The following is a 14,925-nucleotide window of genomic DNA, read 5'->3' on the forward strand; positions in this document are numbered from 1 at the left end:
TGAGTGGAAAAGGAAAGCAGCCTATGTCATAAAAAGATGAATACAGCTTATTACACAAGAAGGAGCAATTAAATGGCAGTAGCGATACATTCTACAAATAACCAACATACTTTAAAATCCTACAGTCTTTTTTTCTGTATAGGACTAGCTACCGGGATTATCACTAGGTTAACAGACTTCTTTCCTTATAATAATCTTTGGAGTCTAAGTTCAATCGCCACATTATATGGTTTCTGGATGGTCACAGTAACATTGGTCATCTACTTTAGTGTCTCAAATATAAATGCGGCTATTAATGTATTCGTATACTTAATGGGTATGAATGTAAGCTTTTACCTTTTAAAATATTTACTCGGCTTTTTCACTCCAAGGTTCTACGAAGAAGAATTTCAATGAAATCTTTTTATACTGTATAGCTTTTTTGCTTTAGTATGTAGTGCTATTAGTTACGTACTCTACTATTGGAACAAAGAGAATAGGATCAGCAGTTTTTTATATGCATTGCCTGTAAGTGGGTTAGCTGCGGAAGCATTAGCTGTGGGTATCTATCTATACAATCATCATACTTTTTTATTTCAGCTGTTTTTCGATTTTATTAGTTTACTCCTAATAGGCAGCTGGTTTTATCAAAAAGCAAACAATAAACTCATGTATATAGCAACTATCAGCGCCTTGACTTTAATCGGCTATCTGTTGGTTTATCATCCTTTTCTCTAAGTGAATATACATAGAAAGCAACTGAATCAGTCAGTTGCTTTTTTCATAAACTATTGCATCAGAATAACGGTAATTTCAATCCCTTTTCCTTGTTCACTATGCACATGAATTTCAGTGTCCTCATCCCACCTAAGTTCTTTCTAAATCTTTCCTTTTATGTGTAAGGAAGATGCTTGGAATAAAAATGACTATAAGGACAAGTGCGGAAACCAAAAAACCAGCATGATATCCTTTTAATTCATTATTGAGTGTTGGTTGCAAACCTTGTACGGTCGTTGCCACAACTGTTGCAATTAATGCCGAACCAAAGCTTGAACCAATATTTTCAATCATATTGATGCCAACGCCTGCTTCTGGAAGTTCCTTATCGTCGAGACCCGTATAAGCGTCACTCATTAATGGAAGCATTATTCCACCAACGCTAGTTCCACGAATAAATAATATAATAGAAATCCAAACCAGGCTTGTTTGACCCGTAATAGAGAGAAGCGGAAAGGTTCCAAATAGAGAAAGAACAAGACTAACGATAACAACGTTTCTAGCTCCAATCCTATCAATCATTTTCCCGATTATTGGACGCGCAACAAGCATTCCCACTCCTTGTGGGATTAATGCAAGCGCTGCTTCCATTGCCGTAAAATGCAATATTCGTTGAAAAAACAACGGCAGTATTAACATGGGTCCCATAATAGCAATATTCGCCAAAAACAATCCAGTGCTTGAGGCTAAGAAACTCTTATGCGTAAATAAATTCAGCGGTAGCACAGTTTGATTTTTATTCATTCGATTATATAAGAGATAAATTCCACCAAAAACAAAACCAATCCCAATCCAAAAGATAGTTTTCTCATTGGAGAATGATGCATAGGCTGCTGCTTTTGTTACACCGTAAATCAATGTCGCGCTCATGACAGACAAATTGACAATTCCCCATGCATCCAGTTTGCTCTCTTTATTGAATGGCTCGAAATCGGGAATTGTTTTTAGCATAAACGGAACAGAAATCAAAATGATAAACACATTAATAAAGAAAATCCAATGCCATGATGCTCCTTGGACTATAAAACCGCCAATCACAGGACCTAAAATTGGACCTAAAATCATTGGTGTACTGACGATGGCCATTACTTTCCCTAAATTTTCTGAGCCGGCTGTTTTGACCAATAATGTTGACATAAGCGTTGTAATAATCCCTGCACTGAACCCTTGCAGTAATCGAAAGATGATAAAGCTGGAAATATTCCAACTCAGCCCTGCACAAACAGAAATAAGACCAAAAGCAATAACTGCCCCGATGAAGATTTTCTTTCCGTTAAATTTATTCATAAGCCAGCCAGATACGGGAACGGCAATTGCAAGAGCCAGTATATATCCTGTAATCCCCCACTGGATAGTATCAAGTGTTGTATGAAAATCATTTGTTAGTTTGTCAATTGCAATGTTTACCATGGTAGAGTCAAGCATTGGAGCAATCGCACCAAGCGCAATTGCCCAAGCAGCTGTAAGAATTTCTCTAGGTATTCCTGCTTTCTGTGATATGTTTTTGTTCATATATTAAGCCCCTTTAAATTATTTTAGTTTCCACAGAAACAAAAATAACATTATTTTGTTTCCTAGTCAACAAAAATATAATTTAAAAAAACAGTCTTGATCGATGGATCAGACTGTTACAATAAGATTTATGAATAAGCATTTAGTGATGAGGTACGTCTTGTTTCTTTATTTCTTCGTCCAAATGCCTGCTATAGGTTTCCAAAAAACCGAGCATGCTATCAAATTGCGTCTCGGTTAGTTGTTCAAATACAACTTTATCTCGCTCTCGAAATTCATTGTGTAACTCTTCATGTATTGTAAAAATTTCTTTCCCAGATTCAGTAAGCCTAAAATAAATTTCTTTTTTATTATCAAGCTTTTGGTAGCTTTCGATTAGCCCCTTTTCTAAAAGCTTCTTCGTTAATTTGCTTATGGCACCTCTCGTCATATAAAGGGATTCTGCAAGCTGCGTTACATTTGCACTGCCGCTTTTTCCAATTGATTCAATACAATGCACTTCAGAAGGCTTATGTCCCTTCAGGCTCTCTTCCATCTTTGGCTTATTAAGCATCACGATTTTGTTGTATACATCATTGAAATTCATTAAGAGCTGTTTTTCTTTGTTCATTGCCTGCCCCCCGTTAAATTGGTACATCACTTCTCACTTCTATTATAGCTTTTTTTCGTTTTTATTTTTATAATTCAACATAATATTAGTGCAGAATGGCGATTACTTCCTCATTTATAAGCTTTCACTCTATAGATAATATACATAAATACTTATAATCCAAAACTAAATATTTCTTAGAGTAGATGAATCAGTTTATTGAGAAGTTAGTCGATTGTTTATTGCTGACGTTATGATAGGATTTAACTTTAAATCATAAATTACTATACATTATTCCTCTCGTATAATCTCACGATTGTTTCAATATAACAAAACAGAGAAGGCATATGCCCTCCCTTTTCCTTATGAAGTTACGACTTCCTCAGCCGGTTTTTCACGATGTTGAATATGGCTCGCCACCCATGCAATCAAAATAGCTGCAGCAAGATAAATGACTAAGTAAAGTAATTGAGATTGCAGTTCATGCCAATTTCCTAGAGAAATGACCTCCTGCATACTCTTGAGCGAATGAGCCATAGGCATCCATTGCCCTACTTTACTTAATATTGGCGTTCCAAGCTCCATTGGGAATGTACCACCACAGGTTGCTAGTTGGAAAACAAGGAAAGTCACGGCTAGGAATTTCCCTACTAAACCAAATACAGTAACCAGCATTAAAATAAATGTCATAAAGGTAAATGAGACAATTACACTAGAAAGTATAAACAGTGGAACACTTGCCACCTCTAGCTTAATGACGCCTAATACAATGGCGTCCACAATCATTGCCTGTATAAAACCAATCGTATAGACAAGCCCCAATTTGTTGATCAAATGATGCGTACCATTTACAATTCGTTCTTTTCTTCTACCAAGCGGTAGGATGTTTGATGCCATAATACCGCCCACATAGAAAGCAAGTGATAGGAAGTAAGGCGCAATGCCCGATCCATAGTTAGGCACGTTGGAAAGACTTGTTTCCTTCAATATTACTGGCTCAGAAAACATATCCGTTAACGCATCATTATTAGAGATGCCACTTGTTTTGGAAGCAGCGACTTTCAATTTAGAGGAAAGGGTACTAGAGCCATCAGATAATTGGTCCATTCCATCCATTAATTTTGCAGTGCCTTCTTTAAACGGTTTTGTTCCCTCGGCCGCTTTATCGATGGCACTATTTAATGTCGTATAGCCTTTGCTCCATTCTTCGAAGCCATTGCTAAATTTAGTTGTGCCTGCTGCTAATTCACTCGCTCCAGATGCTGCTTTGTCCAAATTAGCAGATAAACTTTGCATTCCTGCATGAACATTTTCCTGTCCAGCAGTTATCTTTTCAGCCCCCTGTGCAAGCTGAGTTTGTCCTACCTCAAGCTGGCCAGTTGCCTGTGCAAGTCCAGTTGCCATTGCTTGCATCTTTAGAAATGCTGGATCCTTCTTCGCATCAGGATGCGAATTTGTATAGGCATCCATTTGCTGCTGCAAAAGCTTTGCCGTGTCATTTGCTTTTGTTTGTCCTTGAAGCAGTTTTTCATTGCTAGAGGACCATTGTTTTGCCCCGTTAGCAACCTGCTGCTCACCAGTCTTCAGCGTATTCATGCCTGCCGACAGTTTTTTGGTGCCATCCGCTAATGAAAGTGAACCCTTTTCCAAGTTGGCTGCACCAGCTGAAAGTGTCTCTTCACCATTGAGAAGCTTATGGCTACCTGTTGACAATTGATTCATGCCATGATCAAGCTGGCCAAATCCATTATTCAGTTTTGCAACGGCATCTTTAGCATTCGTTATGCCTGTGTGAAGTTCATCTGCTCCGTCTCCGGCTTTCTTTAAACCCTTGCCGAGTGTTTGGAATTTATCAAACACACCTTTTGCATATGTTTTGGTAATACTGTTTGAAATCTTCTCATTTATTTTTTCTATTGCAGTTGTACTGATCTGCGAAGCTACAAAATTTCCGCCTGGATTTGTCTTTGACAGAAGTTGTGCAGGAACTGGATGTTTATCCATTAGGGTACTAATGTGTTTTGAAAAATCTTCGGGAACGGTAATCACCATATAATAATCCCCATCTTTCAGCCCCTTATTGGCCTTCTCCTCCGACATAAAGTGGAAGTCTAATTCCTTGTTCTCTTTTAATTCTTTTACAAAGTCTTTACCTGCTTTGATATGTTCTTTGCCCATCATAGCACCAGTATCTTTGTTTACTACCGCTACGGGCAAGTTATCTAATTTGCCATAGGGATTCCAATATCCTGCTAAGAAGAATCCGGCATAGATTAAAGGTACAATTAGAAGAAAAATTAATGCAATACGTCCATGAGAATGCTTCCACATTGCCATAAAATCGCGCTTAATCAATTGTAAGCCCTTCAAGTATTATCACATCCTCAATTTTTTTCACCTTACTTATAGTAATTACTTTTATGCATGTTGTATAATACATTATTAATTATCAAATGATAGCTTTAAATCTATATACGGAAGGACTACCATCTTTGGAACTATTACAGCTACATTATTTCCAGACTGTTGCAAGGCTAGAGCATATGACAAAAGCGGCCAAAAAGCTGCAGATTGCCCAGCCCTCCCTCAGTAAAACGATATCAAGATTGGAAGAAGATTTGGGTGCACCTCTATTTAACAGAGAACATCGTCAGATCAAATTAAATGAGTTTGGTAAGTTGTTTTTAAAACGGGTTGATAGAGTATTTTTGGAGTTAAATGAAGGGAGGAAGGAAATTTTAGAGCTCTCCAATCAGCAGGAAAGCAAGATTACACTGGCTGTTACCATTCCACGCGTTCTACCTGATCTTCTAAAGAGCTTTTTATCTCAGTATCCGAATGTAAAATTCCAGCAGTTTCTACAGCCCTCCTCTTTCGTAAAGGGACAATTAGTGGAAGGGAAAATCGATTATTGCCTATCTTCCATTCCTATCGACGCCCCAGATATCATATGGGAACCGCTGATCACGGAAGAAGTCTATCTCATCGTACCACCTGGGCATCCTTTTTCAAATCGAGATACGATTAAACTAGAGGAAGCAAAAAATGAATCCTTTATACAAATGCATACTGGCTATGGTTTTCGTAATTTAACGGACCAGTTTTGCTACGAAGCAGGGTTCACTCCTCATATCGCCTTTGAAGGTGATGATCCTACGGTCATTGGTGACTTGGTGAAACAAGGATTAGGCATTGCCTTTATTCCAGAAATGACTTTGCTTCATCAATTTGGTCAATTCCCACATAGCCTTCGCATTACAGAGCCTCATTGTCTACGGACAATCGGGCTAGCTTGGTCTAAAAGCAACTATCTGTCAGAGACTGCACAGCAATTTAGAGAATTTGTGAAAGACTATTTTAAAATTTTGTCTACTAGGCTTAAAAAGGATTGAAATCTTAGCATTATGCTAAATAAAAAAGCCCCCTACAGTTAGGGGGCTTAAAAAATCTATTTAAGTGTTGAATTTGGTATTTATTAACCTTCGTAATTGGCAAAGGCACTCACTACGTATAGTCGAGATTTGATTTTAGCTTTTTAATTGGCTTCTTTCAATCCAGACTCATTTGATACTTCTTCCACTCTCTTACTTTTCCATATCAACGTAAAGGCTAAGCCTATCAGCATAAATATACCTGCGATAATATATGGGAAGTTAATGTTGATGTCGAATAAGAAGCCTCCTAGCGCGGGGCCAAAGATATTCCCTAGACTAGTATACGTCGAGTTCATCCCAGCGACAAACCCTTGTTGATTGCCCGCCGCTTTAGATAAAGACGTAGTTAATGCTGGACGCAGTAAATCAAAGGCTAGGAATATGATACAAGTGACAATTAGGACGGTTATAAATCCAGAAATCATAGTAGAAACGAAGGCTAAAATAGCACCTACGATTAAACAAAGCTGGATCAGCCCTTTTTCTCCGAGTTTCTCAACCAATTTTCCAAATAGCACGATTTGAACGATGACAGCGACAATTGAGCTAAGCGTAATAATCGTTGCAATATCCTTAGCTGTAAAACCGAATTTATGATCTGAGAACAAGCTAAAAATGGTTTCATAGGCTGATAAGCCAAACGCCAAAACGAAGACAATAATAAATGCAACTAAGTAAATCGGCTTGACTGATTCCTTTAAATCTTTAAAGAATGTAGTCTCTTTACCCTTTGATAAATTTATTTTGCGTTCTTCTTTTGATATGGGTTCCTTTAATATGAAGGTTGAAGAAATGGCTGCGAGGAGTGCGATCGCTGCAGCAAAGAAGAATGGCATACGAATGCCCATATCAGCAATAAACCCACCAATACCCGGTCCAATAATAAATCCAGTGCTAATCGCAGCTGACACATAGCCCATTGCTTTTGGTCTTTCCTCAAGACTTGTAATATCCGCTATATAGGCTGTAACAGCAGGCATAATAAATGCCGCACTAATGCCGCCCAATGCTCTTGATATATATAAAATGAAGATGTTCGTTCCTAATCCAAAAATAAGCTCTGATAAACTGAAAATAAATAAACCTGAAACAATCATGATTTTTCTTCCCAGATTATCAACCCACCTACCTGCAAAAGGCGAAACAATCAATTGCGATACCGCAAACACGGCTACGAGGGTTCCCATAGAACCACCTGACAAATGCATGTAATTCATGAATGATGGCATGACTGGAATAATCAATCCAACTCCAAGAAATGCGATAAAAATATTACTTAACAATATAACAATAACCATTTTTTGATCTTTCATTGATTTCACCATAAAATTCCCTCTTCTATCTCCTTTTTCATTCAATTTCTAAAATGTTTGTTGCTTTTAAAATAGCCAAGCCATTTCCCTAGTTACTTACTTATTATTCTCCTTACTTATATCCTAAGGTGTATAGTAACCATATAGTCAAACATATATTTCATTCATTAGGTAATTTATTTCATCAAAAAAGGCAGTGCAGATTTTTCTGCATTGCCTTTTATTATCTAGCTATCTTTTTATCCCTTTTTATTCAGCATCGGGATGTGTACATTTTTTTCTTTCGCCGTTTGGATGGCGATATCCTAACCCGCATCTGCGTGGCGAACAACGCCCAGGCCAGGATCTGAGCTCAATTCCCCATTCGAACCATTTCATTTACTTTTAAAGCGAAGCGATGACGATCGCCATATTCTAGCCAGCAAATACGAGCTGGCACCCCCACCGAATCCCCAAGGAACTTATGATTGACCCGATTAAACCTTTTTAGATAAGCGAAATTTTCTTTTACAAATAAGCTCCCACAAGCTGCACAAACACAACAAAAAACCAAAAATTGTAATATATACAACGGGAGAAATTATTTTAATAAAGGTAAAACCGATCATCATGAACCCGACGATTAAATAATGGTGAACAGCATGTAAATGATATGTTTCTTGTTCAGAATGCCATGCACGAAAGTAACCCTGTAATACACCAAGAAAAACTTGCAACAGCGCTACCGCGTAAGGAAGGCTTTCAGACCACTGATTGATACTGCCAACTAGAAGGTACACAACGCCCATTCCTGCATACACCAAAATGATATAAGACTGGTCCTTATTCTTTTTCGACTGAAAGATTTGGTACCCCCAAGCAGCCGCAAACGAAAATGCAGCAAAGAACCAGGCAAATAAAGTGAATGTCAACGATACTTCCTTCAGCCAAACAATATAATAAGGAAAAATAATGGCCTGTCCTACTGTTGCCACAAGCGGGATTACGCCTGCATTTTTATGATTCATGTTCTACTCCTTCACTTTACGTAGTGTTCATAAAACAAATTCTGAAAGACGTGATTTGGATCCCTCTTCTGCTTTTCGTCAGCAAAATTTTGCCACTTAGGATAAGACTTCCTAAATTGTTTCTTTGTTTGATACCTGTAATAAGGCAGGTAATAGGTCCCTCCATATTTGAGCGTTAAGTTTGTCCACTTCTGGATGAGCGATGTGGCGTTTTCTATTTCTTTTTCCTTTAATCCATGCTGTATTAGTACTACAAGACCAAACATATCTTCTTTGGCGTAATTCAACGACGTTAAGTTGTCATTCGCCGCATATCGAACCGTAATGTTATGAACTTTGAAATCCTCTTTTTTGTCGTTCATTGGAATAACCTGCTTTAACTCATTTATATAGTCTTCGTAGGCTTGAACTGGTACAAAGAATTCTTGAAGCACTTCCACCCGACCAGGCTTCGTATATTCCATGAATGTAGATTCCGAGCGCATGGCGTTATTCCGCGTAATCTCTTTTCCATCAAGTGAACTGATATATATTTTTTGTGATTTCCAAAATAAATCCTCTAAAGTACCGCCTCTTCGTCCCAAATCAAGGGCGAGTTTAGATAGACGGACACCTTGTTCTTTTTTGAGTAAAGTTTTCTGCGCCTGTTTACCAGTGTAGTTATAATCGATGACATACATTTCGTCTAAAAAGGAGCTTGGCGCCACACTCACTCGGGCATAATGCATTGCTGTATTACTTTGATTCATTAATCGATTGAAATAGGATTCATACTCGCTAGTCTTCAACTTTTGTGTATGGATGGTATATAGATCATCTTCCGTCAATTCTAATGTTACATCTAAAATTACACCGAATAATCCATATCCGCCAAATACGTACTTCATCCATTCACCTGGATCATCCCGAGTAATTTTCTTTATTTCACCTTTTGGGGTTAATAACGTCATTTCTTTGACTGTTTCTGCTAAAGGACCGAAGCGGATATCCCGCCCATGTGCATTTACTGAAAGGGAACCGCCAATTGTAAAAATGGACTGAGACTGTGTCACTTTCAAGGCTAAACCATATGGGAGTATTGCCTCTTGGACATTTTCCCAAGTAGCTCCTGCTTCTACTCGAATCTTTTTTTCCTGCTTGTTAATTTCTAGTATCCTGTTGAAAGTCCGCATGTCGAGAACAACACCATCTTTATAATATGTATGACCCCCTTGCGAATGCTGCAACCCAGCAATTGAGATCTTCTGGCCGTTCTTATTTGCCTCTTTTACAATCCTTTGCAAATCATTTCGGTTTTCCGCAGTCACGACCTTTTCAACACGTTCAGGAAGAAGGCCCGTGTAGTCTGTTACTAAACCGCTTTGGGAAATCCCATACTTTCTTTTCTCAATAGGGATGTTCCATAAGATCGCGCCCACGAACAGAACAACTATACTCCCTAGAAACCACGGTTTTTTGAGTAGCTCGGTTATCTTTCGCATAGCAACTCCTCCCTGTCATACTGTGAGCTGGAATAATAATACGTTCATTATACAATGTCAGCTATGGAAAAAACCCGGTTATTTTCATAACATGCGCAAGATATTCAAACAATAGTTTATAAATCCATTGAAAATATACTAAAACATCATATAATCAAAATCAGTTTAAGAAACCTGCACTTTTATATTGATTTAACTTCTTCTAAAAATGTTTACTTCAGACAATCCCACAGAAAAAGCGTTGTCCTCGCAAAGCTACTAAATTAGTGCCGTTTAAATCTTGTACTGCAATTGTTTTGCTTTGAAAAAGCAAAAAAAAAACGGCCTCAGCCGTTTTTTATTGTCCAATTGATTTGGCCATACGCAAGCCAAGATTAACTCGCTACCTAAACAGTCACTTCCAATTTTTTAAGCTCTCCACCTAAATACTTAGCAATTTCAAGCATTCCATAAATATCTCCGTTGGCTTCCGCTTCACTGTTGTAATTGGTATTCGTGTTAATATCATATGTGTAAATTTGGCCCTCTTTATCTTGGATAAACTCTATACCCGCGATTTTAATATCATTGGCTGCTAGCAGACGTTCATATTTCTCAAAAATAGGATGTTCAAACCCTTCTCTAATCTGGAATTTTGCAGGTTTGGCGCTTTCTTCTCCAACAGGGCAGAAAAGATCATCAATTGCACATGCATCGGCAGGACATAATTCAAAGCCTTCAGAAGTGTCCACCCGAACAGCATAAAAATACTTTCCACCAATAAATTCACTACGTGTAATAAAAGCCTCAGGAGACTCGATATATTCCTGCAGCAATGTAATTCCATCGACTGGTTCCTCAAAGCTATCACTATCAATATAGTTTTGCAGAGCATCTACAGACGTAAAAAGCTGTACCCCAAGCCCTTTTCCAGCTCGGTTATGCTTTGTTATAAATTTCTTTGTGCCAAATTCCTCCGCTGCTTTCAGAATTTCTTCTCTTCCTACTGCAGCAATTGTTTTCGGTGTTTTGATGCCGTACTTCTCTAGTTCTAAGTACTGTAAGACCTTACTTACCTCTAGCTGAAGGGCACGGCTTCCATTGATCACTACTCTGCCATGGTGCTCCAACCAAGAGAGAACAGCACTTGTTAACTCTGGAGCAAAGCGGTTGCCTCGTGTATGAGATGAAGCACTCATGCGATTGTAAAAAATCCCTTCAGGTGGAACAGACGTAAGATCAACTGTCCCTCTTACAAGATTCCAATCTTCATAAGGAAGTTCTAACTCTTCTAATCTTTTAAATAGATGTTCTGTCCATTCACTATTCTCATGAATTACGTATATTTTAGACATGATATTCCTGCCCCCTGCTTTTGTTTTCTATGATTATGGACTTTAATTCTTCCACTTTCGGCATAACCTGTTTCGAAAAGCGTTCTAGTTCCTCTAGCTGTGGAGAACATTGTAATAATAGTAAATCAACTCCAGCTTCCTCAAAGGCTATAATTTGATTTGCAATGTGCTCAGGTGTGCCAACTAAATTCGGTCGGATTCCGCGATTAGATACTGAATAATCCTGTAACTGAATTTGATGTTCAAGCTCTGACTTAGATGTAAAGTCTTTAAAGCCTGCATATCCACTTAGATTGCTCACCGTTGTAATTCGTTTTAACTCTTCCTGCGCTTCTTCCTCCGTATCACGGCAAATCACATAGGCTGCCATTCCAATGGTTTTAAAGGGCTCACGACCAGCTTCTTCTCTACGCGTCTTCATATCAGAAATCTTAGCCTTCGCTTCCTCCACTGTATGACCATGAATGACATAAGCATCACACAATGATGAAATGATCTGTTTGCCTTTTTCACTTTCACCGCCAGCATATAAAATCGGATGAGGACGTTGCACTGGTTTAGGCGAAAGCTTTGCCTGATCTATTTGATAAAACTTCCCCTGATATGAAAATGTATCTTCCGTCCATAAGCCTTTCAAAATTTCAATAAACTCTGCCGTTCTATCATAGCGCTGGTCATGTTCAGTAAAATCGCCGCCATATTGCTTCGCCTCTTCAGCCCACCAACCCGAAACTACATTTAATGTGAAACGCCCCTTGCTAATATGGTCAATAGTTGCCGCCATTTTCGCAGTTACAGCAGGATTATGAAATACGGGGCGAACGGCTGCCATGATCTCAATTTTTTCTGTTACTGCTGCCAAAGCTGCCGCCGTAGACCATGCCTCTAACGAATCTTTGTCAGTGCCTTTAATATCATTTAAATATAGTTCTGCGATTAATGTTGTATCATATCCCCACTTTTCTGCTGATTGAATGATTGTTTTCGCATACTCATACGTGGGTGGCATATTTTCTTCCTTTACATTTCTCAACCAACCACCAAAAATAGGCAACCAAAAACCGTACTTCATTTCTCCACTCCTTTTCCTCCTGCTATATATACAAATAAAAAAGTCTCCTCCCGAGATAGGGAAAGAGACTTCTAACAAAACAAGTTTGTCTTCTCCTATCTTCCAAGCTATATGCCTGATGGAATTAGCACAGTATTCTACTACATTAGCAGAACCTGTTGCTGAGGTTTCAAAGGGCCATGTCCCTCCACCTCTCTGGATAGATCGAATTATTTGATTTTTGGAATTTCAACTTAAAATGAATATTACCCATAATATGAACCATTGTCAATAGATTATGCCATTAATCCTAACTAAGTTAATAAGAAAAGGAGGTTTATTATTATTTCTAAGCATTTGAACGATGTTAATCCCTATAGTTAGTGGGTAGTATTAGGATATACTACCATGGGCTACTGAAAAATTGTCAGTACAGCATCCTGTATTTTTATCAGAACCACATGCTATTAGAAAAGAGGAATAACATTGAAACTTTCAGGAAATACAATCCTTATCACAGGCGGAAGTTCTGGAATTGGCTTAGCTTTTGCAGAAAGATTTTTAAAAGCAGGAAACAAAGTGATCGTTACAGGACGGAGAGAAAATGTTCTTCAGCAGGCAAAAGAAAAATTTCCAGAGCTGATCATTCATCAAAGCGATGTAAGCAGTGAATCTGAGCGCATTTCCCTATTCGAATGGGTAACAGAAAACTATCCCGAAGTGAATGTGTTAGTGAACAACGCAGGAATGCAACAACGTTTTAACATATTAAAAGCAGATGCAAAGAACGATTGGGCTTATTTCAATCAAGAAATTACGACCAACATTGAAGCGCCATTCCATATAACGATGCTTTTTGCACCCTATTTCGCTAAAAAAGAAGAAGCCACTTTTATTAACATTACATCTGGGTTAGCTTTTACCCCGATGGTTATCGCGCCAATCTATTCAGCTACAAAAGCAGCATTCCACTCCTTTACGATGAGCTTGCGTCACCAGCTTGCCGAAACAGGTGTAGAAGTGATTGAAGTTGCCCCTCCAGCAGTCAACACAGACCTAGGCGGAGCCGGACTGCATACAAATGGAGAGCCATTAGACGAATTTGCAGATGGCATTTTCAAAGGCTTACAAGAAGGCAAACAAGAAATAGGGTACGGCTCTTCCGTTGAACGACTCCGCATGCCACGAGATAAGTCAGATGAGCACGTAGCCAATATGTATAATGCCATGAAACATACTATTGAATAACATGCTTGAATTAAAAAAGAAAAACTCGCCGCAATCGGCGAGTTTTTTTCTGTAATAGTGGTAAACCAATTCAAAGTATTTTAAGAATCACGGACATGAGTACAGATCAAAAACCGTTTACTTCATAGAATACTAATGTGTGAGATACACAATAACAAAAGAGCGGTAAACAGCACGGCAAACAAGATGCTCTAGCGAAAACAAAAATAGTTGCTACTGTAGAAGCATTATCTAATCGCATTCAATATGTAGTGAATGATTTTGTAAGAATTAAAGCAGTATCTAATAAAATACGTGGTCGTGATAACGCTCTTGCACAAAACATTAAAAAAATGGATAAACAATGTCAACCCATTCATTCAAATACCATCTCATCCCATTCAGATTATCATCTTATGTAAAATAAATTCGCATCTCACACATTAAATTGAGGAGTGTACAACAAATTGTTGTACATTCTTCTTTATATTGTAAACAAAAATATTTTTTATTTTTTGTCCCCTTTTCTCTACTTTCTTCTATTTACTTTATAAAAGCTGAAAGAAGGAGAAAACATGGCACGTTTTGAATATTTAGCACCTTATACATCTTTTACAACTATACAAGAAATGGACGAGTAAGTGGAACAACACATCCGCAAGCATTACTACAATTTGACCACATCCGATAAGTCCGTTCTTTATAAAATGGCTTCGCATGCATTGGATTATCCTGGAAATGGCACCTTCTTTAAATAAGAGTCATAAATTGAATAATTGAATCAGTTAATTCATCGTTCTCAATCTTGCGGTAATTATGTAAATAGGCACATGGTTTTAAATGTATGTTTTGTAATTGAACATTTCTACTTGATAGGATGGATGCGCTACTTCACGGAGGCCACCTCCTAAAGCTGTTTTCACACTTGCCTCTTTCCTTTCAACTTTTTGCACTTCCGACCATTGCTTAAGCTCACCAATCACCACATGATCCTCTGAGCCATCATTCCCTGCAATAATAAAATCAACACGCTTGAAAGTATTAGGAATTTTAAACTCAATCGCAACCGTGGCTTCTTCCGGAATATCTTTATCCCGCATCACATTCGACATCCGTTGTAATGAGTTTTCCCATGAAAGAATTTCTTGCTTCCTAAAATTTAGATTACCATGCTTTAATAGCATGAATTTAATACATGAAAATTACTAGCATGCGCTCTGC

12 protein-coding genes, 1 pseudogene and 1 riboswitch are annotated in these 14,925 nt (G+C 38.1%); of the genes and pseudogenes, 2 read left to right on the forward strand and 11 right to left on the reverse strand.

The annotated features are described in order from the left end of the window. Window positions 1-846: 846 nt before the first annotated feature. The 3 genes from AC6CHJ_RS13055 to AC6CHJ_RS13065 form a co-directional block, all read right to left on the reverse strand. The gene (locus tag AC6CHJ_RS13055; RefSeq protein ID WP_498288887.1) at window positions 847-2,268 is read right to left on the reverse strand and encodes an MDR family MFS transporter; all 1,422 of its coding nucleotides are present in this window, start codon (window positions 2,266-2,268) and stop codon (window positions 847-849) included. A 142-nt stretch (window positions 2,269-2,410) separates the two neighbouring features. After that, window positions 2,411-2,878: a MarR family transcriptional regulator gene (locus tag AC6CHJ_RS13060; protein WP_249774837.1), complete on the reverse strand. Its 468-nt coding sequence runs from the start codon at window positions 2,876-2,878 to the stop codon at window positions 2,411-2,413. Between the two features lie 342 nt (window positions 2,879-3,220). Further along, on the reverse strand, window positions 3,221-5,227 hold the full coding sequence (locus tag AC6CHJ_RS13065) for a YhgE/Pip family protein (protein WP_498288889.1): 2,007 nt from the start codon (window positions 5,225-5,227) through the stop codon (window positions 3,221-3,223). A gap of 122 nt (window positions 5,228-5,349) precedes the next feature. Here AC6CHJ_RS13065 and AC6CHJ_RS13070 point away from each other — a divergent pair, with 122 nt between their 5' ends. Then, on the forward strand, window positions 5,350-6,249 hold the full coding sequence (locus AC6CHJ_RS13070) for a LysR family transcriptional regulator (protein WP_498288891.1): 900 nt from the start codon (window positions 5,350-5,352) through the stop codon (window positions 6,247-6,249). 143 nt (window positions 6,250-6,392) lie between these two features. Here the strand turns inward: AC6CHJ_RS13070 and AC6CHJ_RS13075 are convergent, their stop codons facing one another. The 7 genes and pseudogenes from AC6CHJ_RS13075 to AC6CHJ_RS13105 all read right to left on the reverse strand — a co-directional run bounded on the left by AC6CHJ_RS13075 (window position 6,393) and on the right by AC6CHJ_RS13105 (window position 12,498). Continuing rightward, window positions 6,393-7,616 (reverse strand): MFS transporter, encoded by a 1,224-nt coding sequence (locus tag AC6CHJ_RS13075; RefSeq protein WP_392996887.1) that lies wholly within the window; start codon window positions 7,614-7,616, stop codon window positions 6,393-6,395. A gap of 227 nt (window positions 7,617-7,843) precedes the next feature. Next, window positions 7,844-7,960, reverse strand: a pseudogene (locus AC6CHJ_RS13080) (hypothetical protein); the annotation flags it as partial. Further along, window positions 7,957-8,049, reverse strand: coding sequence for a urocanase-related protein (locus tag AC6CHJ_RS13085; protein ID WP_371923788.1), 93 nt, complete (start codon window positions 8,047-8,049; stop codon window positions 7,957-7,959). The pseudogene AC6CHJ_RS13080 and the gene AC6CHJ_RS13085, both read right to left, overlap by 4 nt. 31 nt (window positions 8,050-8,080) lie before the next feature. Then, on the reverse strand, window positions 8,081-8,611 hold the full coding sequence (locus AC6CHJ_RS13090) for a hypothetical protein (RefSeq protein ID WP_498288893.1): 531 nt from the start codon (window positions 8,609-8,611) through the stop codon (window positions 8,081-8,083). An 11-nt stretch (window positions 8,612-8,622) separates the two neighbouring features. Continuing rightward, entirely contained in the window at window positions 8,623-10,092 is a 1,470-nt protein-coding gene (locus AC6CHJ_RS13095) for an FAD-binding oxidoreductase (RefSeq protein WP_498288895.1), read from the reverse strand. A gap of 386 nt (window positions 10,093-10,478) precedes the next feature. Then, window positions 10,479-11,426, reverse strand: a complete 948-nt coding sequence (locus AC6CHJ_RS13100) for an ATP-grasp domain-containing protein (RefSeq protein ID WP_392996890.1) — start codon at window positions 11,424-11,426, stop codon at window positions 10,479-10,481. Beyond that, the gene (locus AC6CHJ_RS13105) at window positions 11,419-12,498 is read right to left on the reverse strand and encodes an LLM class flavin-dependent oxidoreductase (RefSeq protein WP_498288897.1); all 1,080 of its coding nucleotides are present in this window, start codon (window positions 12,496-12,498) and stop codon (window positions 11,419-11,421) included. Before AC6CHJ_RS13105 ends, AC6CHJ_RS13100 begins: the two co-directional genes overlap by 8 nt. Before the next feature lie 92 nt (window positions 12,499-12,590). Further along, window positions 12,591-12,704: riboswitch (SAM riboswitch) on the reverse strand. A 259-nt stretch (window positions 12,705-12,963) separates the two neighbouring features. Between AC6CHJ_RS13105 and AC6CHJ_RS13110 the strand changes: the two genes are divergently transcribed. Further along, window positions 12,964-13,725: an SDR family oxidoreductase gene (locus AC6CHJ_RS13110; RefSeq protein ID WP_498288899.1), complete on the forward strand. Its 762-nt coding sequence runs from the start codon at window positions 12,964-12,966 to the stop codon at window positions 13,723-13,725. Between the two features lie 815 nt (window positions 13,726-14,540). Here the strand turns inward: AC6CHJ_RS13110 and AC6CHJ_RS13115 are convergent. After that, a complete protein-coding gene (locus AC6CHJ_RS13115; protein ID WP_498288901.1) occupies window positions 14,541-14,804 on the reverse strand; it encodes a hypothetical protein in 264 nt (87 codons plus the stop codon). Window positions 14,805-14,925: the final 121 nt, after the last annotated feature.

The organism is Rummeliibacillus sp. GQ308 (assembly GCF_059759115.1).